The sequence below is a fragment of the Streptomyces sp. NPDC093097 genome (assembly GCF_044754325.1).
In the GTDB taxonomy this organism is placed as follows: domain Bacteria; phylum Actinomycetota; class Actinomycetes; order Streptomycetales; family Streptomycetaceae; genus Streptomyces.
Map to the genome: position 1 here is coordinate 253355 of NZ_JBIVOW010000002.1, position 26983 is coordinate 280337.

Here is a 26983-nt window from a genome sequence, read left to right on the forward strand (position 1 = left end):
GGCGCGGTGCGGGGGACGGGGGCGGAGAAGGACATGGCGGGCAACGGCGGGACGGGTCCCGGGGCGGCGGACGACGACGAGGCGGAGGGCGCGGCGCTGGGCGCCGCCGTCCGCGCCGTGCTGGCCCGCCTGGACGCACACGCCGCGCGCACCCGTAAGGACGGCGACGGCGACGAGGACGGGAACGGGAACGGGGACGGCCCGTCGGGCGGCGGCGAGGACGGCGGCGGGCACGAGGGCGAAGGCGCACGCGGGGCGGCGGACGACGACGGCCCGCGCGCCGGCACCGGCCACCCTCCCGTCGCGAGCGCGCCCTCCCCGCACGCCCTCGACGCCCTCACCGACTGCTTCGGCCTCACCCCCTTCGAGCGGGAGATCGTCCTGCTCACCGCGGCCGCCGAGCTGGACCCGACCACCGGCGCCCGCTGCGCCGCCGCCTGCGGCGATCCGGCGCGCGCCCACCCCACCTTCGCGCTCGCCCTGGCGGCGCTCGGCGCACCCCACTGGAGCGCGCTGACCCCGGTCGCCCCGTTACGCCGCTGGCGGCTGGTCGAGCTGGAGGACGAGACCCGGCTGACCACCAGCCGGCTGCGCCTGGACGAACGCATCCTGCACTTCCTCGCCGGCGCGCCGTACCTGGACGCCCGGCTGCACGGCCGACTGCGCCGCACCGTCCCGCCGGCGACCCTGCCGCCCGCGTACGAGACGGCCGCCGGCCGGGTGGCGGCGGGCTGGGCGGGGGCCGGCCCCGATGCCCCGTTGCGCGTCGAGCTGGTCGGCGGCGAGCTGCGCAGCCGCGCCGACATCGCGGCGGCCGCGGCCCGCCGCAGCGGGCTCGGCCTGTACGCGATGGCCGCCGAGGACGTCCCCACCGACCCCGCCGAACGGGACCGGCTGTCCCGGCTCTGGCAGCGGGAGGCGATCCTGCTGCCGGCCGCGCTGCTGGTCGAGGTCGGCGAGTTGGACCGCGAGCAGCACGCCGCGGTGGACGCCTTCATCGCGGGCGCCGCGGTCCCGCTGGTCGTCGCCGGTCCGGACCCGCGGCGGACCGGCCATCCGCGCGGCGAACGCGTCACCGTCCCCAAACTCTCCGACGAGGAGCAACTGGGCCTGTGGACGGACGCGTTCACCGGCATTCCGGAGATCACGGAGCGCCAGCTCACCTCCCTCGTCGCGCAGTTCCAGCTCCCGCCGCATGTCGTCCGGTCCGCCGCCGCCTCCGTACGGCGCGATCTGCCGGCCGCAGGCGGCACCGGCGCCGCCGAACTGGCCTGGCGGGCCGGCCTCACCGAGGCCCGGATGGGCCTGGACGAGCTGGGCCGCCGCATCGAACCGCGGGCCGGCTGGGACGACCTGGTCCTCGCCGACCGCCAGTTGCGCATCCTCCAGGAGGTCGTCGCGCACGTACGGCAGCGCGCCACCGTCTACCAGGACTGGGGGTTCGCGAAGGCGCTGCGCAACGGCCTCGGCGTCACCGCCCTCTTCGCCGGCGGCTCCGGCACCGGCAAGACGCTGGCCGCCGAGGTGCTGGCCAAGGAACTGGGCCTGGACCTCTTCCTGATCGACCTCTCCCAGGTCGTCAGCAAGTACATCGGCGAGACCGAGAAAAATCTCAGCCGGGTCTTCGACGCCGCCGAACGCGGCGGGGCGCTGCTCCTCTTCGACGAGGCGGACGCGCTGTTCGGCAAGCGCAGCGAGGTCAAGGACAGCCACGACCGCTACGCCAACCTGGAGGTCAGCTATCTGCTGATGCGCATGGAGGCGTACCGCGGCCTGGCCGTCCTCACCACCAACATGAAGAAGGCCCTGGACTCGGCCTTCCTGCGCCGCATCCGCTTCGTCGTCGACTTCCCCTTCCCCACCGAACGGGAACGGGCCGAGATCTGGCGCCGGGTGCTGCCCGCCCAGGCGCCGACCAAGGGCATCGACCCGTCCCTGTTGGCCCAACTCACCGTCGCCGGCGGCTCGATCCGCAACATCGCGCTCTCCGGCGCCTTCCTCGCGGCGGAGGAGGGCGACCGCCTCCAGATGCGGCACATGCTGGCCGCGGCCCGCACCGAGTACCTGAAGCTGGAACGCTCTCTGACACCGTCGGAGGTCCACGGATGGGTCTGACACACGAGGTCGGCCACGCGGCGGTGCGGGCCACCGCCCCGCACCCCGCCACGCCCGCACCGCCCTCCTCCCCTGCCACCCCCACGGGCACGTTCCGCATCGACATCGGCGAACTGGTCCTGGACGGTTTCGACGCCCGCGCCGTCGACCCGGTGCGCGTATCGGCCGCGTTCCAGGCCGAGTTGACCCGCCTGGTACGGGAACGCGGCGTCCCCCTGGCGGCAGGCGCCTCGGGCTCCTCGGACGCCTCGGGCCTCACCCTCGACGGGCTCACCGGCCTGCCGCCGCTGCCCGCCACCACCCACCCCGTACGGCTGGGCGAGGCGCTGGCCCGCGCGGTGCACGCGGGCCTGGCGGGACGGGGGGAGGCACGATGAGCAACGCGACCCGGTCCGCGTCCCAGAACGCCCGGTCCGCCCGCGACGAACAGCGCCGCAAGCGCAAGGAGCGCTCCGCCAGGTCGTCCGCCCCCGAGCCCAAGAACATCGTCAGCGGCGCCGGCCAGCCCCTCGACCTGAGCGTCCGCCGCGAGCTGGAGGAACAGCTCGGCCACGACTTCAGCCAGGTCCGCCTGCACACCGGCCGCGACGCGGGGCAGCTCGCCGAGCTGATGGGCGCCGACGCGTTCGCCGTCGGCCAGGACGTCTTCTTCCGCGAGGGCACCTACCGCCCGGGCACCGCCGACGGCAGGCGCCTGCTCGCCCACGAGCTCCTGCACACCGTCCAGAACCCGCACGGCCTGGGCGCCCTGCGGGCCGGCCGCGACCTCGGCGCCGTCAGCCTCCCCCAGGAGGCGGTCGAACGGGAGGCGGAGTCCGCGGCCCAGGAGTCCGTCCGCGCCGCGATGCTCGGCGCCACCCGCGAGGACGACACGACCCCCGGGGTCGAGCCCGGCCACGCCACCCCCGGCTGGCTCCGCTACGCCACCCTCGACGCCGACCGCCGCCGCCAGGAACTCCTCGACCCGGCAACGCTGGTGGACCGCCTGGCGAGCGGGGTGCTCCGGTCGCTGCGGGGGGATCCGGAGGACCGGTCAGGGCGAGTGCGTCTCGAACTCGCCCGGATGGCACCGGAGTTGCAGGAATCCGTGCTGGACCGACTGGAGGTGCGGCTGCTCAGCTCCGACTTCGACCGGCTGCTGGACCTGGCGGCGGAATCCGAGGTATCGCCGATCGGTTTCCAGCCGTCGCCGACGCCCGAACCGGTGCCCGACGCCGTCGAGCTGGTGCACGACGAGCGGACGGCCCAGGAGCAGCACGCCCAGGGCGCCACGCAGGCGGAGAAGCAGCGGGCCGAGGACGCCGACGAGGAGAAGAAGGACGCCAAGGGGCGGGCGGACAAGCAAGACAAGGAGCAGAGCCGGGCGCAGCGCGACGCGACGGCGGAGCAGCAGGAGGCCGGCGACCGCAAGGCGCACGAGGACGAACGCGTCGTCGAGGGCGCGGACGCCAAGCAGGAGCAACAGCAGGCCGAGGACCAGCAGGGCCAGGAGCGCCAGGAGGCCGATCAGGCCGACGCCGCCAAGGCCGACCGGTCCAAGGACGGCGCCGAGCGCACCAACGAGGAGCGAAAGGCCCAGCGGGAACGCGAGGAGGCCGACCCGGAGCAGGCGAACCGGCCCGGCGCCGACAAACGCAAGCGCAACGACGACGCGAAGAAGCCCGCGGACGGCTCGAAGCAGGAGGAGCTGGAGAAGAAGCGGGAACAGCCCGGACCGGTCCGCCCCGAGAAGGTCGATGAGCGGGCCGACCAGCCGGAGAGCGCACTGTCCCAGCACGGGTTGAACGAGCAGGACGAGGAGGACGGCCCGCCGCGCGAGGAGGAAGCGCCCCTCGGGCTGGAGGCGGGTGCCGAGAAGGACATCGGCGTGAGCGGGGACGCCGGTGCCGGGGCCAAGGGCGGTACGGGCCCTGGTGAGGCGGAGCTGAAGCCGGAGGACTTCCTCCCGGGCGCCGACCTGGACGTCTCCTCCGTACCGACCGCCGAGCACCCCGATGCCGCGCTGCCGACGTTCCCCACTCCCCCGCCCACCGAGGCCGAACAGGTCCAGCAGGAGCGCGAGAACGCGGCTGACGACGAGGAGCACGAGGACGAGCCGGAGGCCGAGACCAAGCCCCCGGGTGCGGAGCTGGGACCGGTCGAGGGCGAGGCGCCGCAGCCGGAGCACGGACCGGCCACCGAGGCCGGGGACCGTACCGAGAAGGACCTCCAGCCCTCGATGCCGGTCGAGCAAGAAGTCGGCCCGGACCCGGAGGCCGAGGACCGGCAGGCCCAGGAGCCGGAGGCCGAGGAGAAGCGGGATCCAGACCAGGCCCAGGGCAAGGACGAGGACGGCGCCCGCCAGGCCAAGCAGGACGCCGACGGCAAGGACGCGGACCGTGACGCGGAGGGCGGCACCGGCGAGGAGGCGCCGGATGCCAAGGAGGCTCAGGACGAGCAGACGGAGAAGAAGGAGCAGGACGCCCAGGAGGAGAAACGGGAGGCGCAGGGGCAGCCGGAGGGCGCGGCGGCCGGGAAGCCGGCCGGGGTCCCGTCGGACGGTGCAGCGAGTGCGGGCGCGGGCTCCTCCGCGTCATCGGCCCCCTCTTCGTCCCCACCGGCCGGTGCGCACACCGACCGTACGCCGGCTGAGGACCGGCGTCCCTCCCCCGCTGCGCGCCGCGGTGCCGAGCCCGTGCAGGCGGAACGGGACGCACCAGCCGCGAAGAGCGCGGTGCCGAAGGAGTCGGGACCGGGTGCGGCACCCGGCGGGGCGGTGGGCGGGACCGAGCCTGCCAACGCGCCGTCGGCCGCCGCCGGTCCCGGAGGCGCGCCCTCCGTCGCCCAGGCCGCGGTCGGCCCGGCGGCCCAACAGGCCGACAGCCCCGGGAAGATGGGCGCTCCGGCACCCGAGGGGGCGAAGGCGCAGCCGGACGCGTCGTTGGAGAAGGACGGCGGAGGGTGTGCCCCGCCGGCCCCGGCCGCCGAAAAGGACGAGGGCGGCGGCTGCGGCGGGGGCGGCGGTGAGAAGGCCACCGAGGAGAAGAAGGAGAAACCGCCGGACGTCTCGGCGCAGGATCCCCAGTCGGCGTTGAACACCGTCGGCCAGCTCGCCCCCGACCAGGCGCAGGAGGCACTGCCGGGGCTGGACGGTGCGGCGGACAAGAAGGTGGGCGACGAGCAGCGGCGGCTCGACGCCAATCCGCCCAAGCGTGAACGCCCTTCGGGGGCGCCGCAGACCCTGCACAGGAAGCCGGAAGAGGAGGCTCCGGAGACCCCCGTGACGGGGCAGCTGGAGAAGCTCGGCCCGGAGGACCAGGGCGAGAAGCAGCGTGCCAAGGGCAGTGAGAAGGCCGCGGGAGCCAAACCGACCGACAACATCCCGACGCCGCAGGTTCCGCCCTCGAAGGACGGCAAGCTGACGGAGAAGGACGCCCAGAACGTGGCCGCGGCGGCCGACCAGGTCCCCACCACCGACCCCGAACTGCACAACAAGACCGTCGGCCCGGCCCCCCAGATCAAGCTGGAGGGGGAAAGCGACCCGCAGCGCACGGACAAGCAGGCGGCGAAGCTCAAGGAGAAGCAAGGCAAGATCCAGGACACCGGACGGGCGGACGCGTCCAAGTCACTGGGCGAGGACAAGATCTACCCCGATGCGCCCAAGGAGGAGCTCCAGGGGAAGGCGCAGGGCGGCCGGGCCGGCGCCGGGGGCGGTGGAGGCGCGGCGGTCGGCAGTGCGCCGAAACCGGGCGCCGGGGCGGTGGCCAAGCAGGAGCGCGGCGGCGAGATCAAGAGCGCTACCGGCCAGGCCGGCACCCAGGTGGCTGCCAAAGAGAAGGAACAGCAGCAGGGCGAGCAGAAGGCCAAGCAGGAGAAGCAGCAGCAGATCGACAACGAGGTCGCGCGCAACACCGAGCAGCAGACGGCGCAGCGCGGCCTAGCGGCCGAGCAGGCCAGGACGGAGCGTCAGAACTGGCGCGACGAGCAGGACAAGAAGATCCAGCAGGCCGACAAGGACACCGAGAAGGAGCACAAGGACGGCAACGACAAGATAACCAAGGAACGCGACACCAAGGACAAGGAGGTCGAGGGACGAAAGAACAACGACAACAAGGACATCAACAGCAAGGCCGACCAGGCGGACAAGGACGCCAAGAAGAAGAAGAAGGAAGAGAAGAAGAAGGGATCCGACAGCCTCTTCGGCAAGATCGTCCACGCCGTCGCCGACTTCTTCAAGGATCTCCTCGACGCCGTCACCAAGATCTTCGATGAGGCCCGCAAGGCCATCAACAGCGTCATCGACACCTTCAAGGACTGGGCGAACAAGGCGATCGACGCGGTCCGCGACTTCGCCATCAAGGCCATCAACGCGGTGGCCGACGCGCTCATCGCCATCGGCGACGTCCTGCTGGCCGCGTTCCCCGAGCTCCGCGACAAATTCCGCAAGGCCATCAACGACCTGCGCGACAAGGCCATCGCCACGGTCAACAAGCTCGCCGACGGCCTCAAGAAGGCCGTCAACACTCTTCTCGACGCGCTCGCCGCCGGCCTCAACGCCCTCCTGAACGTCCTGGAAGCGGGCCTCAAGGCCGCCATCAAGATCTTCCGTGACGCCATCGTCGGCGCCCTCAAGTTCGCCGAGGCCGCGATCCAGGCCCTCGGCCAGTTCGCCGCCCTCGTCGCGGACATCGCCCCGGACCCCGGCGGCTGGCTCTCGAAGGCCGGCAGCGCCGCGAAGACCGGTATCCAGGAACACCTCTGGGGCGCGATCAAGACCGCGGTCAAGCAGTGGTTCGACACCAAGGTCGAGGGCATCCTCGGTCTCGGCAAGGCCGTCATCAACGTCCTGATCAAGGGCTGTATGTCCTTGAAGCAGATCGGCAAGATGGCCTGGGAAGCGGTGATCGCCGCCCTTCCGATGATGATCGCCCAGCTCGTCATCGAGAAGGTCGTCTCGATGATCATCCCGGCGGCCGGCGCGATCCTCACCATCGTTCAGGGCCTGATGGCCGCCTGGCAGTCGATCAGCGCTGTCCTCTCCGCCTTCGGCAAGTTCTTCGCCTTCCTCAAAGCGGTGAAGTCCGGCCCGGCCGCCTGCCTCTTCGCCGTAGCCGTCGCCGCCGGCGTAGTCGCCCTCCTGGAACTCATCACCAACCTCCTCCTCGCCCGCCTGGGCCGCGCGGCCAAGGGCGTCGGCAACCGCCTCAAGGGCATCGCCCAAAAGATCATGAAGGGCCTGAAGAAGACCGGCAAGGGCGCCCGCAAGGCCGCCGGCAACGCCGTCAACCGTGCCCGCGGCGCCGTCCGCAAGGCCACCCAGGCCCTCCGCAAACCCACTGGCCCCACAAAACCGAGGGGCCCCAAGGTCCCCTCCCGCCCGGGCGCCTCCACCGAACACCACCCCACCACCCACCCCGGCTCCAAGGGCCCCGCCACCTCCCACGACCGCCCCAACAGCCGCACCCCCAACAAGGAACGCGACCGCCGCCGCGAGGAAGACGCCGCCAAACGCGAACGCGACACCGAGGGCCCGAAGAAGCACCCGGACAACGGCAAGGACGCCGCTGCCAAGCCCAAGCACGAAGAAAAGGAGCCCGAGCACAAGCAGGAGACTCCCAAAAAAAAGAAGGAGACCGAGGCCCCCAAGCGCACCAAACCCCGCAAACCCACATCTCCCCTGGGCCGCGCCGTCAAAAAAATCAAGGGTAAGGTCAAGTCCGCCCTCAAGAAGGTCCGTAACGCCGGTAAGTCCCTCGGCAAGAAGCTCCGCAAGTCCAAACTGGGCAAGGCCCTGAAGACCAGCGCCAAGAAGGCCCGCGATTTCTTCAAGAAGAAGCGGGAAAACTTCCGCGACCACCGGAAGCATCGTACGGAACAGAAGAAGCGGCATCGCGAGGAGCACAAGAAGAAGGAGAACTCGAAGGAGTCGAAGGAGTCGCGACTCCTAAAGATTGTCGCGCGACTGAAGCCTCGACTGCAAAGCGCCCTTTCCCGAGGGCTTCCCCGACCGGCACTGCGCTCCATTCTCGCAGCGATGCGCGCCTGGTATCGGCTCACTTCACTCAACGCCGACAGCGGAGAAAAATTCGGGATCGAGGCCACTCTCAACCCGAAGGAGCAGGTACTCAAGGCACTGGGAATCACCATCCCCCGCCGCGAACTCCTTGAGTTCCTGCAGCAACTGGCCACAAAACTCGAAAAAGATCCAAATATGGTGGCAAGCAGCGGAAACGTGGTACTTTCCCCCAAGCAGCCAGGTGTCGTCCCGCAGCACACCGTGAATGCACCCACATCACCCCCCGCCGTTTCCCGCATCACGCGAAACGCCACCCCCTTGGGCCCTCAGGAACAAGAAGTTCTGAATGTTTTCGACGAGGGTCAGCAGACAGCCTCCAGCACCTATACGCCACCCGCGGTCAGGAGGCAGCAAACCGGTCCCAAGGCGGCAAACAAGATCGTCACCGGCGAGGGGATCGCACGAGAAGAGCAGTCAGCGCACGCCTACAAGTCGGCCAACAAGAAAGACAAGGAGACCGGCGAGAAGCATAGGATACTGGGCATTCCCGATGAGTTCACAGCGCAGGGAAATTGGCTGGAGGCCACGGAGTATCTCGATAATCACTTCCGAGCGAAACCGCAGTCCAGCAGTCTGAAGAAAGTCCAGCGTGTCAACCTGCTCAAAACCGCATGGATCGTCGGGAATCAGGAGGTCGACCGCGACCCGATGGCCCTCATTACCAATGCCCTCGTCGTACAACGGCTGAGGAGAGCGCAGCAGAACGGCGCATCCCCCGCGCGCCTCACTCGCACATTCCTGGATATACCGGCAGCATTCAAGGGGTCCGAACGAGCCGGCGAGCTCCTCAATGAGGACGTAGCGGGACAACGCTCCCTGGCCGCCGATCGGGCCGCTATTCAGCATCAGCTGAACGGGGAGAGTGCGGACGATGCCCGACGACGTCGAAACAGGGAACGAGCCCCGCTCAACAACGCCAACCGCTTGGCGAATCGACATGTGCAATCCGTATCCGCCTGGATGAAGGAATTCGGTATCGAGAATAAGGTCGAAGCGTCGGTCAAGGCAAAGAACCTGACAGGAACCGAGGACCGTGAGCGAATCATCAAGGAAATGATATTCAACGAGATCGAAGACTCCGTGCGCGAAATGTACGGCGCGACCAAACGCCGCTGACCTAACCTTCCAGGAGTAATCGCATGATCGAACCGAACTACCGGACCTCCCGCTATGTGCTCCACCCAGACACGCACTGGAACACTGTGGACGCTTTCGCCAACGCTCTCGGCTGGCCCTTCGTGCACGAGACGAAACGGAGCCAGGCCGACGGCACCGATGGCCAGATGGTCTGGCAGTCCCCGTCCGGGCTCTCCTTGCACTACGTCGTGGATGCGGTCTCCGGGATCGGTTACATCACCCTGGCGGGACCGGACGAGGAGAGCGTGACGCCGTTCGCCACGCGGGCCCACGAGGAGTTGACTCCCTGGACGGTGGAAGAACTCGGGCAGCGTTTTGATGGCGAGTCCGACCCCATCGAACGCGGCAAGCTGACCCTGAGGATCGGGCTGGCCGCGCCTCCACTTTTGCACCAAGGCTGTTTCACGCGAATCCAGAGTTCGCTTGGGGACACGGACCCGCGTATCCGGCTCGCCGCGCTATGGGCCATCACATACACCGGCTATCAGGAGTTCGTCCCGGCCGTTCGCGAACTCGCTCAGAGCGATCCCGAGGAGTGGATCCGCTCTCGTGCCGCGAGTGTCGTCACCGCCTTCTCAAGCGCGGGGGCTGCCAAATGACCCGCTACGCCGACATCCCCAAGCCCATTCGTTCCGGGATCGTGGTCGTCGATCCCGATCTCAATATCCCGCAGCGGATCATCGTGTTGCAGTTCAATCCGGACACGTTGGAGCGGCAGGTGGCGCCGCAGGCGGCGGGTGGGGAAGGGGACAGCGGGGGCGGTGGAGGTGGGAGTGGAGGGGATCGGAACGAGGCGTTGCGGCTGAAGGGGCCGGCGCAGGAGACGTGGAAGTTCACGGCGGAGATCGATGCGACGGATCAGCTGGATGTCGCGGCGCCGGAGGGGATTCATCCCGAGCTCGCGGTGTTGGAGATGTTGGTGCAGCCGACCACCGCGCAGTTGTTGGCGGCGTCGAAGCTGACCAAGAAGGGGACGCTGGAGATCAGTCCCATCGAGATGCCGTTGACGCTGTTCACGTGGGGGAGCAAGCGCGTGATGCCGGTGCGGCTCACGGAGTTGTCGGTCAATGAGTCGGCGTTCGATGTGAATCTCAATCCGATACGGGCCTCGTTGAGTATCGGGATGAAGGTGCTGACGGTGAGCGATCTGCCGGCCGGGCATCCCGGGGCCGCGCTGTATCTCGCGCATCTGGCGCAGAAGGAGCAGTTGGCGCGGCGGGCGCGGGGCGGGACGTTGACGCAGTTGGGGCTGGGGAGGGGGATCTAAAGGCATGGGCATCGAGCCGTATGAGAGTGCGTTGGACGATGTGCCCGGGGCGCATCCGTATCCGCGGAGCAGCCGGTATGCGGGGATCGGTATCGGGGTGCATGTGCTGCCCGATGGGACCGAAGTGCGGTATGCCAAGCGGCGGTTGCTGCCGTCGCTGGCGGAGGCGGACGACGAGGTCGTGCCGCATGTCGTCGGCAGCGGTGAGCGGGTGGATCAGCTGGGGCAGCGGTATTTCGGGGAGCCGGGGCAGTGGTGGCGGATCGCGGACGCCAATCCGGTGCTGGAGCCGCGGGAGTTGACCGCCGAGCCCGGGGTGGAGATCGCCGTGCCGCTGCCGGGCGGGTTCGGTGGCGGGCTCGGCGGGCCGGGGGTGGGGCGTGGCTGAGGGGGATGAGCCGGTCGGGCGGGGGCCCATTCACATCTCGCTGTACATGGGGCCGAAGTTGGCGCGGCTGGTCCCCCAGGAGGTGATGGAGGCGCTGCTGTCGGCGCAGATCACCAGTACGGCGGGGGAACGGAGCGGGTTTCAGCTGGCGTTCGATCTGACGAAGAAGGGCGCGCTCGTCGAGCGGTTGCTGCCGGAGGGGTTCTTCGATCCGAAGACGCGGGTCGTCCTCACCGTGGCCGTCAAAGGCACGCCGGTGGTCCTGCTGGACGGGGTGATCGTGCGGCAGGAGGTGGGGAGCAGTAATCACCCCGGGCAGAGCACCCTCACCGTCACCGGAGAAGACCTGACGCTGCTGATGGATCTGGAGGAGCGGACGGACCGGTATCCAAATCTCGCGCCCTCGCAGCGCGTTGAGCGGATTCTGGGGAAGTACGCCGACTACGGGATCGACGCGCGGATCATTCGGGAGCAGATTCCGCAGCCGCCGCGGGAGCAGGTGCGGGTCGATTACCAGACGGGGACGGATCTTCAGTATGTGAACGAGCTGGCGCGGGCCAATGGATACACCTTCTATCTGGAGCCCGGGCCCGTACCGGGGCGGTCCACGGCGTTCTGGGGGCCGGAGCAGCGGCTGGGCCAGCGGCAGCACGCGCTGAACGTGAATATGGATGCGAATTCGACGGTGGACCAGTTGACGTTCGCGTACGACGGGACGGCGCGGGAGGAGCCGCAGGCGCGGGTGCAGGACCCGGTGACGCGGCAGGCGCCGTTGTTGGCGCAGCCCGATATCAGCCCGCTGCGGCCGCCGTTGGGCCTGCGGGGATCGCCGGCGCTCAAGCGGAAGACGCTGAGCGGGACGGCGAAGATGGACGAGGGGCTGGCGAGGGCGGAGGCGCTGGGGCGGGCCGCCACCAGTGCGGACGCCATTTCGGGGTCGGGGTCGCTGGATGTGACGCGGCACGGATATGTGCTCCGGCCACGGGAGTTGGTGGGGGTGCGGGGCGCCGGCGTCACCTATGACGGCGACTACTACGTCAAGACCGTCACGCACAATCTGCGGCTCGGTTCGTATCTGCAGAACTTCACGTTGTCGAGGGAGGGGCTGATCGCCCGCAGCGGCACCGTCCGCCCATAGGCACACCCACTCCGGTCGGCCCTAAAGCACATCGGGACCTGAATGCCGGCCGGCCGTCGCCCGTCCCCCGCACAGGGGAACCGTAAGGAGAGAAGCCACGCATGGCTGCTGCACCGAACAACCGCTTCCTCGGCAAATTCCGGGGCCGGGTGGCGGCGAACGACGACCCGATGGGAGTCGGGCGGTTGAGGGTCCAGGTCCCGGACGTGCTGGGCGATGAGGTGTCGACCTGGGCCCTGCCGTGCTTCCCGTTCACGGGTCCGCAGGCCGGACAGGTGGTGGTGCCGTCGGTCGGGGCCGGTGTGTGGGTGGAGTTCGAGCAGGGCGACCCCAGTTTCCCGGTGTGGGTGGGGTGTTGGTACGGGCGGCGGGAGGAGCTGCCGGAGGACGCGCAGAAGGATCCGGCGATTTCCCGTCCGGTGGTGATCCAGACGCCCGGGAAACACAAGATCGTGATGTCGGACGTGCCGACCGAGGGGATTCTGCTGGAGGCACCGGGAGGCGCGTATGTGCGGATCGACGCCACGGGGGTCCACATCGACAACGGGCACGGGGCGTCGATCTCCATGGTCGGGGAGCAGGTCGACCTGAACGACGGCCGGTTGACCGTGCCGCGGAAGCACTGACGGGAGCGGGGGAGGCGGGGCAGATGGGATGCGGAAACGTCCTCCATGGCGGGGTCGTCATGGGGTGTCCGCACGGGGGGCTGGTGGTGCCGGTCCCGGCCGGGGGCGGCGGAGCCGAGGCGGTGCGGATCGACGGAGCGGCGGTGGCGACCGCCATGGACCCGTTCACCGTCAGCGGGTGCACGCATGTGGTGGCGGGACGTCCGCTGCCCTGTACCGGCGTGCGGTTCATGCCGGACGGCGGCGGCGACGGGCAGGTGTGCGTCGACGGGGTGCCGGTGCTGCTGGAGACGACGACGGGGATGTGTTTCAGCGCCGGACTGGTGCCGCAGGGCCCGCCGGTGATCGCGTCGGCCGGTCAGGGATGGCCGGGCGGGTCGAAGGGGGTGGCGTGCCGGTGAGAGCGGCAGCACAGCACGTACGGCGGACGGACCTGGCGTTTCCGTACCGCGTGGACCGGCGGGGGCGCACCGCGCAGGCGCGCTATGACGCCCATGTGCGGGATCTGGTGGAGCAGTTGCTGTTCACCAGCCCCGGTGAGCGGGTGATGCGGCCGGACTTCGGGTGCGGGCTGCTGGACCTGGTCTTCACGCCGAACAGCCCGGAGCTGGCCTCGGCGCTCGAACTGTCCGTGCAGGCCGCGCTCCAGCGCTGGCTGGGCGAGCTGATCGAGGTGGAGTCGCTGGACGTGGTGAGCGAGGAGAACGTGGTGCGGGTGTACCTCCGGTACGTGGTGCGCGCCACCGCCGGCCGCCGCGACGAGGTGTTCGAGGGGCGGGGGGCGCAGTGAGGAGCGGCGGCATGCGGACGGCCGGGGTGAGCCGGCGGGAGCGGATCCGGCAGGCGCGGCGCAACGGCGTGGACGCGGTGGAGGTCTCCGAGGACGGGCGGACGCTGACCGTCACCTTCCTCGGCAAGGCGCCGCACGGGCTGCGGCCGGAGCACGTGCGGATCGACGGCGGGCGGCGGATCACCGGCATCGAGGCGCTGGAGATCACGGTCGAGCGGGAGGAGGACCCCGAGCTGGACGACCGGCTGGTGGTGACGCTGGACCGGGCCGGGGACTTCTCCGCCTACCGGCTGTCGGTGGTGGAGACCGACCCGTACGGGCGGCCGGGCACCGAGCCGTTCCCCGGCTTCGACCAGCGGTACTACACGGCGGAGTTCTCGTTCCGGCCGAACTGCCCGACGCCGTTCGACTGCGCCGACGGGACCGGGGACGGGGACGGCGACGACGCCGGAGCGGGGCGGCTGCCGGGTGCCTTCCGGCCGGCCGCGCCCGTCATCGACTACACCGCCCGGGACTACGGCACGCTCCGGCAGGTCGTCCTGGACCGGCTGCGGCTGACCGCCCCGGAGTGGCTGGAGCGCAATCCCGCCGACCTCGGCACGACGCTGGTCGAACTGCTCGCGTACACCGCGGACCAGATCGGCTACCAGCAGGACGCGGTGGCGACCGAGGCGTATCTGGACAGCGCGCGGCTGCGGACGTCGGTGCGGCGGCATGTGCGGCTGATCGACTACCCGATGCACGACGGGTGCACGGCGCGGGCGTTCGTGGCGGTGGAGGTGGTGGCGCCGCTGACGCTGCGGCCGGGCTCGTTCCGCTTCGCCGCCGTCGACTACCGCGCGTACGGGCCGCAGGACCGGCCGCGGCTCGGCTCGGTGATCGAGGACCGGGAGCTGGCGGTGCTGGCCGAGCGCGGGTCGCTGGAGGTGTTCGAGCCGGTGGTGCGGGACGCGCCGCTGGTGCTGCTGCCCCGGCACAACGCGGTCCGGCTGTGGACCTGGGGCGGGGAGGTGTGCGGGCTGCCGAAGGGGGCGACCGCCGCCACGCTCACCGACGGGTGGGCCGACGAGGAGGGCGGGCAGCGGGAGTTGGCGTTCGCCCCCGGCGATCTGCTGCTCTTCGAGGAGGTGCGGGGGCCGCGGACCGGGACGCCCGGCGACCAGGACCCGACGCACCGGCAGGTGGTGCGGCTGACGTCCGTCACCCCGGCCGTCGACCACCTGGTCGGGCAGCCCGTGCTGGAGGTCACCTGGGCCGCGGCGGACGCGCTGGCGTTCCCGCTGCGGCTGTCCACGCGCGGCGGGCGGGACTGCGCGCCCGTCGAGGACGTGAGCGTGGCGCGCGGCAACGTGGTGCTGGTGGACCACGGGCGGTCGCTGGACGGGGGCGAGGGGCACGTCCCCGAGGTCCTCACCGTGCCGCCGGTGCCCGCGGTCCTGCCGTCCTGCGCGCCGCCGGCGTTCGGCTGCCGGGACGGCGGGCACGGCGGCAACGAGGTCGCGCAGCTGCTGGACGGGCTGATCGACCGGGCCGAGGGCGGGCGCGAGTTGACGCCCGACGACGTCCGGCAGCTGTTCACCGCGGTCGGCGAGGAGGCCGCCGAGCGGGCCGGGATCGGGCTGGAGTCGGCCGGGCTGCGTGCCGAGCGGGTGGTGCCGGGGACGGCGTACGCGCAGGCCGCGGCGGTGCGGACGCTGCTGGCGCAGTCGGTGTATCCGGGGATCGCGCCGCGGTTCCGCCCGGTGCTGGGCCGCGCGCCGGTCGTCCAGGCGGTGCCGTTCCCGCAGCCGCGGGATGTCGCGGCCGGGCAGGCGGAGCGCCTGGCGGCGATCCCGGAGCGGGTGCGGGAGCGGCTGGTCGCGCTGTGGCGCAGCGCCCGGGACCGGGACGGGCTGGACGAGGCGGAGGTCGCCGAGCTGACCGTGCTGTTCGGGCTTGAGCTGCTGGAGGCGCTGGAGCTGGTCCGGCATCCGGTGCGGGCGCTGCGGGAGTTGCTGCACCGCGGTCCGCGGCTGCTGGACGGCAGGCTGCGCCGGCTGGCGGTGCTGACGGCGCGGGCGCGGGCCGGGACGGTGCTGGACGGGCGGACCGCGTGGGAGATCGCGCACACCTGGGGTGCCCCGTACGCCGCCGGGCTGCATCCGGACGAGCCGGTGCTGCACGGTCCGGCCGCCGCCGTCCTCCAGGACCCGCGGGAGGCCCTGCCGGCACTCCGCCTCCAGGAGGAACGGCCGGACGGCGGGGCGGAGCGCGTCGCGTGGCTGCCGCGCCGCGATCTGCTCGGCAGCGGGCCCCGCGACCGGCATCTGGTCGGGGAGTTGGCGGACGATGGGCGGCTGGCGCTGCGGTTCGGCGACGGGCACCACGGGGCCTGGCCGGCGCCCGGCAGCCGGCTCACCGTCCACTACCGGATCGGCGGCGGCACCGCCGGCAACGTCGGCGCCGAGGCGATCGGCCATCTGGTGCTGCGGCGCGACCCGGAGGAGGCCGAGGCCGCCGAGCCCCTGCCGGTGGCCGGGGTCCGCAATCCGCTGCCCGCGGTGGGCGGCACGGAGCCCGAACCGCTGGAGCAGGTACGGCAGTTGGCGCCGCTGGACCTGCGGCGGACCCGGCTGCGGGCGGTGACCGCGCAGGACTACGCGGCGCTGGCCGGCGAGCTGCCGGGCGTCCAGCGGGCGGCGGCGGAGATCCGGTGGACCGGCGGCGTCCAGGAGACGCACGTCGCCGTGGACGCGTACGGGACCGAGGAGCCGTCCCCGGCCCTGCTGGACGCCGTCGGGCACGCGCTGGAGGGCTACCGCAGGATCGGCCACGACCTGGTGGTGCGGCCGGCGCGGTGGGTGCCGCTGGACGTGGCGCTGACGGTGTGCGCCGAGCCGGGGCACCAACACGGGCAGATCCTGGCCGAGTTGTACCGGGTGCTGGGCGGCCGGGCACTGTCCGGCGGGCGGCTGGGCTTCTTCCATCCGGACGCGCTGACGTTCGGGGAGCCGGTCCGGCTGAGCCGGCTGGTCGCGGTGGCCGCGGCGGTGCCGGGCGTGCAGAGCGTGGTGGTGACCCGGCTGCGCCGGATGTTCCACGAGGACCAAGGGGAACGGGAGGCGGGGGTGTTGCGGCTGGGACCGCTGGAGATCGCCCGCTGCGACAACGACCCGGACCGGCCGGAGAACGGCCGGCTGGTCATCGAGTTCGGGGGTGGGCGATGACGGAGCAGGAGACGACGGGCTGCGGCTGCGGCTGCGACGGGGGCGGTGGCGGCGGCCACGACGAGCGGCGCGCCGACCCCGCGCTCTACAACCCGCCGGGCCGCACCGCCCTGAACTACCGTGTCGGGGACCACGGTTCGTTCCTGGCGGCGATGCTGGACCGGCTGGCGTCGCCGGCCTATCCGGCGCTGCGCGGGCTGACCGTCCGCACCCCCGACGACCCGTCCATCGGGCTGCTGGACGCCTGGGCCGTGCTCGGCGACCTGCTGACGTTCCACAGTGAGCGGATCGCCGACGAGGGGTATCTGCGGACCGCCGGCGAGCACCGTTCGCTGGCGCTCATGGGGCGGCTGGTGGGGCACCGGCCGCGGCCCGGGGTCGCCGCCGACACCCACCTCGCCTACACCCTGGACCGCGACCCGCGGGCCGGGGACCTGCCGGTTCTCATCCCGCGCGGGGCGCGCAGCCACAGCGTCCCGGCCGGGTCCGACGAGGAGTCGCAGACCTTCGAGACCGACGCGGACCTCACGGCGCGCTGGGCGTGGAACACGCTCACGGTGCGGCAGCGGCGGCCCGCGCTGCTGACCGCGGAGGACCTGACGTCCCGCCCGGAGCTGCTGGTCGCGGGGACGTCCACCGGGCTGACCGTCGGGGACCGGCTGCTGTTCGACTTCGGTGCGCAGCGGGTGCTGCTGCCGGTGGCGTCGGTGCGGGTGGACCGCACGGAGGACGTGACCGGGCTGGGGCTGCCGCAGGCGGCGCCGGCGGCGCTGCCGGAGCTGATCGCCGAGCTGCGGGCGTGGATCACCGAGCCCCCGCTGTCGGTGGACCCCGACGATCCGGACTATCCGGTACCGCCCTCGCCGCAGGCGCCCGATCCGCGGCCGGTCAGCCGCTTCGTCGCGGACTTCGACGCGCAGGTGCTGGCGCCGCTGCGGAAGGACCTGGACGCGCTCGCCACCCCGGAGGCGTTCGTGGCGCGGCTGGCCGGGCCGCACGAGCGGCTGGCGGAGGCGCAGGCGGTGGCGGCCGCGTATCCGGAGGTCGTGGCGTGGTTCGAGGAGTTGCAGGCGGTCGTCGGCGAACTGGCGCGACGGGCCGGCCAGTTGGCCGGGGAGCCGGCCGAGGCGCCCGCGCCCGGAACGCCGGCGCCCGGCGCTCCGGCCGCGACCTCCGGGAAGGGCCCGTCCGCCGCTCCCCCGCTGCCGGCGGCGCTCGCCGCGCTCGCCACCGTGCTGCCCGCGCTGCGCACCAGGGTCGTGCGTCCGCCGGCCGCGGCCCAGGAGGCGGCCGGCGCCCCCGGGCAGGCGTTCGGCGCCGGCGCGGACCTGGTCGCGCGGCTGCTCTCCGCGCTGGACCCGCGGATCGCCGACGGCCTCTATCCGGCGTGGCGGAGCGCCGCGGCCCCGGCCTCGGCCGGGGCCGCGAAGCCCGGCACGCAGCCGCTGCTGCGGGCCCTGTCGGCGATGCGGGTCACCGCCGCCCCGTTCGGTGCGACGGCCCCGCTCAAGCCCGTCCAGGACGACCACGGCCGGGTCATCAGGACCGCGGACTGGCCGCTGACCGGGGCGGCGCTGACCACGGTCCGGGTGGTGTTCGACACCGCGGGGAAGGCCCTGGTGCGGGCCGAGTTGCAGCATGTGGAGGCCGGGAACTCGGTGCAGCGGGCGGAGAACCTGCCGGCCGACACCAGCTTCGCACTGGGCCCGGGCCGCGTCGAGTTGCACACCCAGGCGAGCCCCGAGCACGATCTGAGCTGGCTGGGCCGCCGCTCGGCGGACGCCCAGGAGGCGGGGGTGAGCGCGCGACTGCTGGCCGGGCTGCCGGAGCGGACGCTGTTCGTCTCCCGTCCGGCGGAGGACGGCGGGGTCCATGTGGCCGTCGACGGCGGGACGGCGCAGTCCTGGCAGTTGGCACCCGGTGAGCACCGGCAGGTCACGGACGGCGGCTTCGAGCTGCGGGTGCGGGTGGCGGCCGGCGGCGAGCCGCCCGGCGTGGAGATCGGGATCGCGACGGTCCCCGAGCCGGCCGACCGGCATGCGCTCGCGCTGGACGCGGTCTACGACGGGATCACGGTCGGCAGCTGGGTCGCCGTCGAGCGGCCCCGCAAGGGCGCGGACGGCCCGGACGGCATCCCCGGCGACAAGAAGCTGGCGTTCGTCACCACCCGGGTCACCGCGGTCCGCACCGCGGTGCACGCCCAGTACGGGATCACCGGCCGCGGCACCCTGCTGACGCTGGCCGACCCCTGGCTGGACGAGCACGATGTGACGCTCGACGCGATCCGCGACACCACCGTGCACGCCGCGGGCCAGGAACTGGCGCAGGCGGACGAGCCGGTGGGCGAGGACGTGCACGGCGACCGGCTGGAACTCGCCGAGCTCTACGACGGGTTGCGGCCGGGCCGCCGGCTGATCGTCTCGGGCGAGCGGACCGACATCCCCGGGGTGACCGGGGTGCGCGGCACCGAACTCGCGGTGATCGCGGAGGTGGCGCAGACCCTCGACCCGGAGCTGCCCGGGGACCGGGTGCACACCGTGCTCACCCTCACCCAGAACCTCGCCCACCGCTACCGGCGGGAGACGGTCCGGGTCCAGGGCAACGTGGTCCCGGCGTCGCACGGCGAGAGCCGCGACGAGGCGATCGGCAGCGGTGACGCCGCCCGCGCCCACCAGACCTTCGCACTGTGGCAGTCCCCGCTGACCTGGCGGCCGACCGACAACCCCCTGGGCGCCGTACCGCAGTTGGAGATCCGGGTGGACGGGCTGCGCTGGCACCCGGTGGACAGCCTGGCCGGCCGCGGCCCCAAGGAGCGGGTGTACGTCACCGGCACTACAGGGGACGGGCGGACGACGGTGACCTTCGGGGACGGGGTGCACGGCGCCCGGGTGCCGACCGGCCACGACAACGTGCGGGCGCGCTACCGCTTCGGCACCGGCCGGTCCGCCAACGTCGCGGCGGACCGGATCACCCAGGCCGTCACCCGCCCGCTGGGCGTCACCGCCGTCACCAATCCGCAGCCGGCCACCGGCGGCGCGGACGCGGACGGCCCGGCGCTGACCCGGCGCACCGTCCCGCTGGCGGTCTCCGCCCTGGACCGGCTGGTGTCCCTGGCCGACTACGAGGACTTCGCGCGCTCCCGGGCGGGCATCGGCCGGGCGGCGGCCCGCGAGGTGTTCGACGGGCGGCGGCAGGTGCTGCACGTGACCGTCGCCGGCGTCGACGACATCCCCATCGCGCCGGACGCCGAGGTGCTGCGGGCGCTGCGGGCCTCGCTGGCGGAGTACGGGGACGGTCGGCTGCCCGTACGGGTCGACGTCCGGGAGCCGGTGCTGCTGCTGTGCGCGGCGAAGATCAAGGTCGCCCCGGATCACGCCTGGTCGCTGGTCGAGCCGCGGGTCCGGGCGGCGCTGCTGGCGCGGCTGGGCTACGACGGCCGGGAGCTGGGGCGGCCGGCCCGGCTGTCGGAGGTGCTGGCCGCCGCCCAGGCGGTGCCCGGGGTGGACTACGTGGACGTGGACGCCTTCACCGGCGTCCCGGCGTCCGTCACCCCGGCCGAACTGGCCGCGCTGACCGGCACGTTGGCGGGTCCGCCGCAGGCGTCCGTACCGGCCCGGCCCGCCCGTTTCGACGAGCGGATCCACGAGGTCACCGCGGGCGGCGGCCAGACGCTGACCTCCGTCGCCGCCCAGTACGGCATCCCGCTGGCCGAACTGCTGCGCCACAACCCCGACCTCACCGACACCCGCCCGCTGCCCAAGGGCCGCGCGGTCTGCGTCTTCCGCGGCGTCCGGCCGGCCCAGCTCGCGCTGTTCGCCCCACACGTCGCGGAGACGCTGATCCTTGACGAGGAGACCCGATGACCACCAACAGGGAGCCGGACGGGCTCGCGGAGCTGCTCCCGCAGTGGCACCGGCTGCGCGACGCCGAGCAGGGCGAGCCGCTGCGGGCCCTGCTGGCGGTGATCGCCGAGCAGGTGGACCGGGTCCGGGACGGCGTCGCCCAGCAGTACGACGACTGGTTCGTGGAGACCGCGGCCGAGTGGGTGCTGCCCTACCTGGGCGACCTGGTGGGCTACCGTCCGCTGCCCGGCTACGAGCGGGTGCTGGCCACCGGGCTGCGGGACGGCGGGCTGCCGGACTCCGCACGGCGGCGGCTGGCGCAGGCGCTGGCGCCGCGCCGCGATGTGGCCGCCACGGTCGGCAACCGGCGGCGCAAGGGCACCCTGGCGCTGCTGGAGGAGCTGTCCGAGGGGGTGGCGGGCTGGCCGGCGCGGGCGGTGGAGTTCTCCCGGCTGGTGGCGCACCAGCAGCCGGTGCGGCTCTACGGGGCGGCCACCGAGGCCGCCGACGCGGTGCGGCGCGGGCGCGGCCGGCTGGTGGACGTCCGCGACGGCGCGGCGCTGGACCTGGCCGGCGGCCCGTTCGACACCCTCCCCCGCTCGGTGGACGTACGGCGCGCCAACTCCGCCCGCTCCCAGGGTGGTTACTCCCCCGCCGGGGTCGGCCTGTTCGTCTGGCGGCTGAAGCCGTACTCGGTGACCCGGGCGCCGGCGTACTGCATCGACCGGGCCCGCAACCTCTACACCTTCTCGATCCTGGGCAACGACACCCCGCTGGTGACCCGCCCGGAGCCGGAGCCGTCGGCGACCCACATCGCCACGGTCGACAACGTCCCGGCGCTGATCACCCGCCGGCAGCTGCACGACCGGCTCGCGGACTACTACGGGCCGGGCAAGAGCTTCGTGGTCCGACGGGACGACGAGGACCACCCGGTCCCCCTGGCCGACATCGTCGTCGCCGACCTCAGCGCCTGGCGCTACCGGCCCAAGCGCGGCCAGATCGCCGTCGACCCGGAGCTGGGGCGGATCGCGTTCGGGGCCCGCTCGGCGCCGCGGCAGGGCATCTGGGTGGACTACCACTACGGCTTCGGGGACGACCTGGGCGGCGGGGAGTACGTCCGCGAGCGCAGCGAGACGGGGGTCCCCCCGGCCGGCGGCTGGGGGAGGACGACCCCGCCGGAGGCCGCCGTCTACCGGGTCGGCCCGCACGCCCCGTTCCACCGGATCACGGACGCCTACGCGGCCTGGCAGCACGACCGGCGGGCCGGCCGGTGCGGACCCGACGGCATCATCGAGATCGTCCACAGCGGCGCCTACCAGGAGCAGTTGGACTTCGACCTGGAACCGGGCGACCGGCTCCAGCTGCGCGCCGCCGAGGGCACCCGCCCGGTGATCCGGCTGCTGGACTGGTACAGCAACCGGCCGGACGCGCTCAACATCCGGGCCGTGGAGGCGGAGTGCGCAACCGGCGAGCGGCCGCGGATGGTGCTGGACGGGCTGCTGGTGACCGGCCGCGGTCTGAACGTCACCGGTCCACTGGGCTCCCTGGTGCTGCGGCACTGCACCCTGGTGCCCGGCTGGTCGCTGGAGCCGGAGTGCCACCCCGCCTCCCCGGAGGAGCCGAGCCTGGTCCTGGACCGCACCACGGCCTGCGTGGAGATCGACCGCAGCATCCTGGGCACCATCGAGGTGATCGGCGACGAGGTCGGCACCGACCCGCTCCCGATCCATCTGCGCGACAGCATCCTGGACGCCACCGGCACCGACCGCGCCGCGCTGTCCGCGCCGGACTGCCGGCATGCGCACGCGGAGCTGTCCGCGCACCGCACCACGGTCCTGGGCGAGATCCACGTCCACGCGGTGCGGATCGCCGAGAACAGCCTCTTCACCGGCCTGGTGCGGGTGGCCCGGCGCGGGGTGGGCTGCGTCCGCTTCAGCTACGTCCCGCCCGGCTCGCGCACCCCGCGCCGCTACCGCTGCCAGCCCGAGGGAGCCGGGAGCGGGGAGGCCGCCCCGGTCCGGCCGCTGCTGCGCAGCGAGCGCTACGGCACGCCGTGGTACGGGCAGTTGGCGGCGGGCTGCCCCGAGGAGATCGCCCGCGGCGCGGAGGACGGCGCCGAGCTCGGCGCGTATCACGACCTCTACCTCCCGCAGCGTACGGACAGCCTGCGGGCCCGGCTCGCGGAGTACACCCCGGCGGGCACCGACGCGGGGATCGTGTTCGTGACGTGATCCGCCGCCCACCGCACCCCGAACTCCCGCCCACCAGCCGCCCATTGAGCGCGCACGCCCACCACCGACCGTCAGAGCTTCCGTACGAGGGGGACCCCTTCCATGCACGCTGACCTCTCCCGCATCACCTACCGGCCGGAGCGCCACTACTCCGCCGTGGTGGCGCAGCAGGGCCGGGTCCAACTGGACGCCGACGCCAACGAGCAGACCGCGATCCAACTCTTCCAGGCCCGTACCCTGGCCGCCGACCTGATCGGCCCGCACGGCGGCCCGCACGGCACCACCGGCTTCCATGTCGAACTGCGCGGCGGCCCGCACGAGTTGGACGACCTGGTCATCGGCGGCGGCCGCTACTACGTCGACGGCATCCTGTGCGACGCCACCCGCCCCCGGCCCGGCACGCCGGTGCCGACGGCCCCCGCAGCCGGGGAGGGCGAGGCCGACCCGGCGCAGGCGGACGCCCCGGCCGGCCCCGCCGCCGACCAGAACTGGACCTACTGGAACCAGCCCGACGGCTTCCGCGACCCCGAACGCCCCGGCGACCGGCTGCCCTCCCAGTTCCCCTACCTGGTCTACCTCAAGGTGTGGGAGCGGCTGGTGACCGCGGCCGAGGACCCGGCGCTGCGCGAGGTGGCGCTGGGCGCCGCGCTGCCGGACACCGCGGCCCGCACCAAGGTGGTGTGGCAGGTGCTGCCGCTGCCCGCCTCCGAACTCCAGCTGGACGGCGAGAACCCGCCGGTCCAGGACATCCGCGCCGCCTTCGACGGCTGGGCGCAGAAGGCCGCCGCTCCGGCCTGCCGGCTGGCGGCCCGCAGCGAACGCCCCGACCACGGCGACGACGACCCCTGCCTGGTCGCCCCCGAGGCCCGCTACCGCGGCCCGGAGAACCAGCTCTACCGCATCGAGGTCCACGAGGGCGGCACCGCCCAGGACGCCACCTTCAAGTGGTCCCGGGAGAACGGCTCCGCCACCTTCCCCGTCGACGCGCTCGACGGCACCTGGGTGGAGCTCGCCTCCCTGGGCGGCGACGACAAGCTCTCCCTCCAGGTCGGCGACCGGGTCGAGTGCGTCGACACCGCCTACAGCAGCCGGGGCGAGGCGGCGCCGCTGCTGCGGGTGGAGGAGGTGGACCTGCCCGGCCGCCGGGTGCGGCTCTCCGACGAGCCGGCGCCGGGCGTGGGCCGGCGGCCGGAACTCCACCCCTTCCTGCGCCGCTGGGACCACCAGGAGCCCGGCCACCACCGCACCGTCCGCCGCGGTGAGCGCGCCGGGCGGCTCCGGCACGGCGCGGTACCGGTCGAGGAGGGCGGCTGGCTGCCGCTGGAGGACGGCGTCGAGGTGTACTTCGAGGCCGGCGGCACCTACCGCACCGGCGACTTCTGGCTGGTCCCGGCCCGCACCGCGACCGGCGGCGTCGAATGGCCCACCGACCCCGCGCGCCGCCCGCTGCTCCAGCACCCCCTGGGCATCGCCGTCCACTACGCGCCGCTGGCCTGGGTGCACGGCGAACAGGCCGTGCCCGACCTGCGGTTGGCGTTCCGTCCGCTGGCGACCGCACTCTCGGCGGCGGGCGACGCGGCACTGGCCGCGACGGACCCGGCGGACCCGTCGCAGGGCCAGGGCTCGGGCGGCATCGGCACGCTGTCGACCGGCGCGGGGTCGGCGCAGCCCCGCTCGCAGACCACGGCGGAGGCCGAGGCCCAGGTCGACGAGACGGGGGTGGTGGACTGATGGCCACCCCCCTGACCGGCAGCCAACTCCTCGCCGCCCTAAGGGCGGAGGGCCTTCTCGTCCACGAGGTCCGCGACTGGCGCCGACACAACCGCAACACCAAGGGCGGCTGGGGCCCGGTGAACGGGGTGGTCGTCCACCACACCGCCACCGAGGGCACCGACGCCTCGGTGAACCTCTGCTACGACGGGCGCTCGGACCTGCCCGGCCCGCTGTGCCACGGGGTCATCGACAAGGCCGGTGAGGTCCATCTCGTCGGCAACGGCCGCGCCAACCATGCCGGTCTCGGCGACCGCGACGTCCTCCAGGCCGTCATCGAGGAGGAGGAACTCCCCAAGGACCGCCTCGCCGACACCGACGGCAACCGCCACTTCTACGGCTTCGAGTGCATCAACCTCGGGGACGGCCAGGACCCCTGGCCCGAAGCCCAGTTGCTGGCGATCGAGAAGGCCGCGGCGGCGATCTGCCGCGCACACGGCTGGGGCGAACGGTCGGTGATCGGCCACAAGGAGTGGCAGCCGGGAAAGATCGACCCGCAGGGCTTCGCGATGGACACCCTCCGCGACCGGATCAAGACCCGCCTGGCCACCGCCCCGGAGGGCCCGACGGCGGCGGGCGCGGGCGTCGGCGGGGGCGAGGGTCCGGGGGCCGGGGGTGCGGGTCCCGTGGGTCCCGGAGGTCCCGGAGGTCCCGGAGGTCCCGGAGGTCCCGGAGGTCCCGGAGGTCCCGCGAGCCTGGGAAGCCTTCCCGGTACCGCCGATGGGGTCGGTGACGGTGGGCCGGCGTCGATCCCGCCCATGCCCCGGCATCCGCCCTACGAGCCCTTCCCCGGCAGCGAGTTCTTCCGCTCCGGCGCCCGCGGCCCGGCGATCGCGGCGATGGGCGAACGCCTGGTGGCCGAGGGCTGCGACCACTACCGGCACGGCCCCGGCCCGGACTGGAACGAGGCCCACCGCAAGTCCTACGCCTCCTGGCAACGCAAACTCGGCTTCCACGGCAAGGACGCGGACGGCATCCCGGGCCGCGTCACCTGGGACCGCCTCCACGTACCGAACACCCCACCCCAGGAGGTCGAGCAGTAAGAACCCCTGCCGAACCCGCCCTTCCTGCACCCGCCCGTGGCTCTCGGTAGCCATGGGCGGGGGCACATGCCAACGGCCACCCTCCGGGACAAGGGTGGCCGTTGGCTTGTCGCGGGTCGTCTCAGCCCTTGAACTCTCCGCCCTTAACGGCAGTGACGAACGATGACCAGTCGCTTACCGAGAAGGCCAACACGGGCCCGTGCGGGTCTTTGCTGTCACGGACGGGGACGGCTCCGGCGAAGCCGTTGGCCACCTCAACGCAGTTGCCCCCGGCGTTGCTGTAGGACGACTTGAACCAGTCGGCGCCTTTCAGTTCCGATGCCAACACCTTGGCAGGTTGGGTGTTCATCGCGCGATCTCTCTCGATAGTTGGTGGAGGAACTTGGCGGTTTCCTGCGGCGATCGAGCCGCTGCCGACATGGCATCGAACATGCGGGAGAAGCGTCCGACCTCACGCGGCTTGTCCGTGACGGCGACGGTGCTCCACGGGGTGTCGGTCTGAACTGTGGTGGGCAAGCCATCGCCAAGAATCATGATGTTGACGTCATGAAGCGCGATGTAGCTGCTCTCCACCTGGGGGAGAACCTGGAGTGTCACGTTCTCCAAGGAGGAAAGTTCGGCGAGAGCGGCGTACTGGTCCCGCATGACTTCAGCGCCACCGATGGCGTACCGCAGCGCTGGTTCGTACAGGACTGCCCATACCTTCAGCGGGTCATCGTCACGCGTCAGAGCCTCCTTGCGCCGCATGCGAAGCTCCACGCTGTTCTCCATGAACGGCGTTGTCATCTCCTCGATGGGCTTGTGCAGTTCATGGACGGCTCGGGCGTACGCCTCAGTTTGAAGAAGCCCCGGAATGACGGTCGGGTGGAATATGCGGATCTCTCGGGCGGCGGACTCGACTCCGAGAAATCGAGGCATGCCCGACAACATGGTGGTTCCCTTGCCGGTCCACCACTCACGGCTCGACGCCTCACGTTGGAGGGCGACTAGCCGGTTCACCTGCTCTTCGTCGGTGATGCCGTAGCGCTCCAGCAGTTCCCGGAGGTGCCCCGCCTGCCGGAAGGACTTCCAGCCGGTCTCAACGCGTTGAAGCGTGCTCTCGTCGAAGTGCATGCCTCTCGCCGCCTCCGCGATGGTGAGTCCGGCTTCCTTGCGTAGCTGCCGCAGTTCATGCCCGAGCCCGATCCGCCTGGCGGTTGGCTGCGGTCTTGCTGCCACGTGCCCCCCATTCTGGCGCATGTGCGCACCGTCGTCTGCCTTGCGTTCAGCCTGGCACGTGATGTGCGCGCAGCAGAAGCCATGCGCATGCTTTGGCATGTGCCAATACTTCTTCTGGGGCTGATTCTCAGCAGATTCCATTGCGGCCAACTGCCGA

The 26983-nt window shown here is 72.3% G+C and carries 17 protein-coding genes; 15 read left to right on the forward strand and 2 right to left on the reverse strand.

From position 1 onward, the window contains the following. Positions 1 to 33 precede the first annotated feature (33 nt). From ACIQE0_RS04120 to ACIQE0_RS04190, 15 genes are all read left to right on the forward strand, one after another. Positions 34 to 2115, forward strand: coding sequence for an ATP-binding protein (locus tag ACIQE0_RS04120; RefSeq protein ID WP_402328925.1), 2082 nt, complete (start codon positions 34 to 36; stop codon positions 2113 to 2115). Further along, a complete protein-coding gene (locus tag ACIQE0_RS04125; protein ID WP_402328927.1) occupies positions 2106 to 2492 on the forward strand; it encodes a hypothetical protein in 387 nt (128 codons plus the stop codon). The genes ACIQE0_RS04120 and ACIQE0_RS04125 overlap by 10 nt, the downstream gene beginning before the upstream one ends. Then, positions 2489 to 9286: a DUF4157 domain-containing protein gene (locus ACIQE0_RS04130; RefSeq protein WP_402328929.1), complete on the forward strand. Its 6798-nt coding sequence runs from the start codon at positions 2489 to 2491 to the stop codon at positions 9284 to 9286. Before ACIQE0_RS04125 ends, ACIQE0_RS04130 begins: the two co-directional genes overlap by 4 nt. 23 nt (positions 9287 to 9309) lie before the next feature. Next, entirely contained in the window at positions 9310 to 9906 is a 597-nt protein-coding gene (locus ACIQE0_RS04135) for a HEAT repeat domain-containing protein (RefSeq protein ID WP_402328931.1), read from the forward strand. Continuing rightward, positions 9903 to 10574: a hypothetical protein gene (locus tag ACIQE0_RS04140; RefSeq protein WP_366340139.1), complete on the forward strand. Its 672-nt coding sequence runs from the start codon at positions 9903 to 9905 to the stop codon at positions 10572 to 10574. The genes ACIQE0_RS04135 and ACIQE0_RS04140 overlap by 4 nt, the downstream gene beginning before the upstream one ends. A gap of 4 nt (positions 10575 to 10578) precedes the next feature. Next, entirely contained in the window at positions 10579 to 10962 is a 384-nt protein-coding gene (locus ACIQE0_RS04145) for a hypothetical protein (protein WP_402328933.1), read from the forward strand. A gap of 46 nt (positions 10963 to 11008) precedes the next feature. Next, positions 11009 to 12100, forward strand: a complete 1092-nt coding sequence (locus ACIQE0_RS04150; protein WP_366340151.1) for a hypothetical protein — start codon at positions 11009 to 11011, stop codon at positions 12098 to 12100. A gap of 101 nt (positions 12101 to 12201) precedes the next feature. Further along, positions 12202 to 12726: a phage baseplate assembly protein V gene (locus ACIQE0_RS04155; RefSeq protein ID WP_366340143.1), complete on the forward strand. Its 525-nt coding sequence runs from the start codon at positions 12202 to 12204 to the stop codon at positions 12724 to 12726. 23 nt (positions 12727 to 12749) lie between these two features. Next, on the forward strand, positions 12750 to 13127 hold the full coding sequence (locus tag ACIQE0_RS04160) for a hypothetical protein (RefSeq protein ID WP_366340145.1): 378 nt from the start codon (positions 12750 to 12752) through the stop codon (positions 13125 to 13127). Next, positions 13124 to 13516, forward strand: a complete 393-nt coding sequence (locus ACIQE0_RS04165) for a GPW/gp25 family protein (RefSeq protein ID WP_366340147.1) — start codon at positions 13124 to 13126, stop codon at positions 13514 to 13516. Before ACIQE0_RS04160 ends, ACIQE0_RS04165 begins: the two co-directional genes overlap by 4 nt. 11 nt (positions 13517 to 13527) lie before the next feature. Then, a complete protein-coding gene (locus tag ACIQE0_RS04170) occupies positions 13528 to 16722 on the forward strand; it encodes a putative baseplate assembly protein (RefSeq protein WP_402328936.1) in 3195 nt (1064 codons plus the stop codon). After that, positions 16719 to 20585, forward strand: coding sequence for a putative baseplate assembly protein (locus ACIQE0_RS04175; RefSeq protein WP_402328938.1), 3867 nt, complete (start codon positions 16719 to 16721; stop codon positions 20583 to 20585). Before ACIQE0_RS04170 ends, ACIQE0_RS04175 begins: the two co-directional genes overlap by 4 nt. Continuing rightward, on the forward strand, positions 20582 to 22795 hold the full coding sequence (locus ACIQE0_RS04180; RefSeq protein WP_402328940.1) for a hypothetical protein: 2214 nt from the start codon (positions 20582 to 20584) through the stop codon (positions 22793 to 22795). The genes ACIQE0_RS04175 and ACIQE0_RS04180 overlap by 4 nt, the downstream gene beginning before the upstream one ends. A 102-nt stretch (positions 22796 to 22897) precedes the next feature. Next, positions 22898 to 24526 (forward strand): DUF6519 domain-containing protein, encoded by a 1629-nt coding sequence (locus tag ACIQE0_RS04185; RefSeq protein WP_402328942.1) that lies wholly within the window; start codon positions 22898 to 22900, stop codon positions 24524 to 24526. Continuing rightward, the gene (locus ACIQE0_RS04190; protein WP_402328944.1) at positions 24526 to 25608 is read left to right on the forward strand and encodes a peptidoglycan-binding protein; all 1083 of its coding nucleotides are present in this window, start codon (positions 24526 to 24528) and stop codon (positions 25606 to 25608) included. The genes ACIQE0_RS04185 and ACIQE0_RS04190 overlap by 1 nt, the downstream gene beginning before the upstream one ends. A gap of 121 nt (positions 25609 to 25729) precedes the next feature. Here the strand turns inward: ACIQE0_RS04190 and ACIQE0_RS04195 are convergent, their stop codons facing one another. Both ACIQE0_RS04195 and ACIQE0_RS04200 read right to left on the reverse strand, forming a co-directional pair. Continuing rightward, entirely contained in the window at positions 25730 to 25957 is a 228-nt protein-coding gene (locus ACIQE0_RS04195; protein WP_402328946.1) for a DUF397 domain-containing protein, read from the reverse strand. After that, positions 25954 to 26925 carry a helix-turn-helix domain-containing protein gene (locus ACIQE0_RS04200; protein ID WP_402328948.1) on the reverse strand — a complete coding sequence of 324 codons (972 nt, stop codon included), beginning with the start codon at positions 26923 to 26925 and terminating at the stop codon, positions 25954 to 25956. The genes ACIQE0_RS04195 and ACIQE0_RS04200 overlap by 4 nt, the downstream gene beginning before the upstream one ends. Between the last annotated feature and the right edge of the window lie 58 nt (positions 26926 to 26983).

What these genes read in the sequence shown, in the direction of transcription:
- ACIQE0_RS04175 (WP_402328938.1), top strand. Translation starts at nt 16,719, where the DNA reads ATGACGGAGCAGGAGACGACGGGCTGCGGCTGCGGCTGCGACGGGGGC.
- ACIQE0_RS04160 (WP_366340145.1), top strand. Translation starts at nt 12,750, where the DNA reads ATGGGATGCGGAAACGTCCTCCATGGCGGGGTCGTCATGGGGTGTCCG.
- ACIQE0_RS04145 (WP_402328933.1), top strand. Translation starts at nt 10,579, where the DNA reads ATGGGCATCGAGCCGTATGAGAGTGCGTTGGACGATGTGCCCGGGGCG.
- ACIQE0_RS04195 (WP_402328946.1), bottom strand. Translation starts at nt 25,957, where the DNA reads ATGAACACCCAACCTGCCAAGGTGTTGGCATCGGAACTGAAAGGCGCC.
- ACIQE0_RS04190 (WP_402328944.1), top strand. Translation starts at nt 24,526, where the DNA reads ATGGCCACCCCCCTGACCGGCAGCCAACTCCTCGCCGCCCTAAGGGCG.
- ACIQE0_RS04180 (WP_402328940.1), top strand. Translation starts at nt 20,582, where the DNA reads ATGACCACCAACAGGGAGCCGGACGGGCTCGCGGAGCTGCTCCCGCAG.
- ACIQE0_RS04185 (WP_402328942.1), top strand. Translation starts at nt 22,898, where the DNA reads ATGCACGCTGACCTCTCCCGCATCACCTACCGGCCGGAGCGCCACTAC.
- ACIQE0_RS04155 (WP_366340143.1), top strand. Translation starts at nt 12,202, where the DNA reads ATGGCTGCTGCACCGAACAACCGCTTCCTCGGCAAATTCCGGGGCCGG.
- ACIQE0_RS04170 (WP_402328936.1), top strand. Translation starts at nt 13,528, where the DNA reads ATGCGGACGGCCGGGGTGAGCCGGCGGGAGCGGATCCGGCAGGCGCGG.
- ACIQE0_RS04120 (WP_402328925.1), top strand. Translation starts at nt 34, where the DNA reads ATGGCGGGCAACGGCGGGACGGGTCCCGGGGCGGCGGACGACGACGAG.
- ACIQE0_RS04140 (WP_366340139.1), top strand. Translation starts at nt 9,903, where the DNA reads ATGACCCGCTACGCCGACATCCCCAAGCCCATTCGTTCCGGGATCGTG.
- ACIQE0_RS04135 (WP_402328931.1), top strand. Translation starts at nt 9,310, where the DNA reads ATGATCGAACCGAACTACCGGACCTCCCGCTATGTGCTCCACCCAGAC.
- ACIQE0_RS04200 (WP_402328948.1), bottom strand. Translation starts at nt 26,925, where the DNA reads ATGCCAAAGCATGCGCATGGCTTCTGCTGCGCGCACATCACGTGCCAG.
- ACIQE0_RS04150 (WP_366340151.1), top strand. Translation starts at nt 11,009, where the DNA reads ATGGGGCCGAAGTTGGCGCGGCTGGTCCCCCAGGAGGTGATGGAGGCG.
- ACIQE0_RS04125 (WP_402328927.1), top strand. Translation starts at nt 2,106, where the DNA reads ATGGGTCTGACACACGAGGTCGGCCACGCGGCGGTGCGGGCCACCGCC.
- ACIQE0_RS04130 (WP_402328929.1), top strand. Translation starts at nt 2,489, where the DNA reads ATGAGCAACGCGACCCGGTCCGCGTCCCAGAACGCCCGGTCCGCCCGC.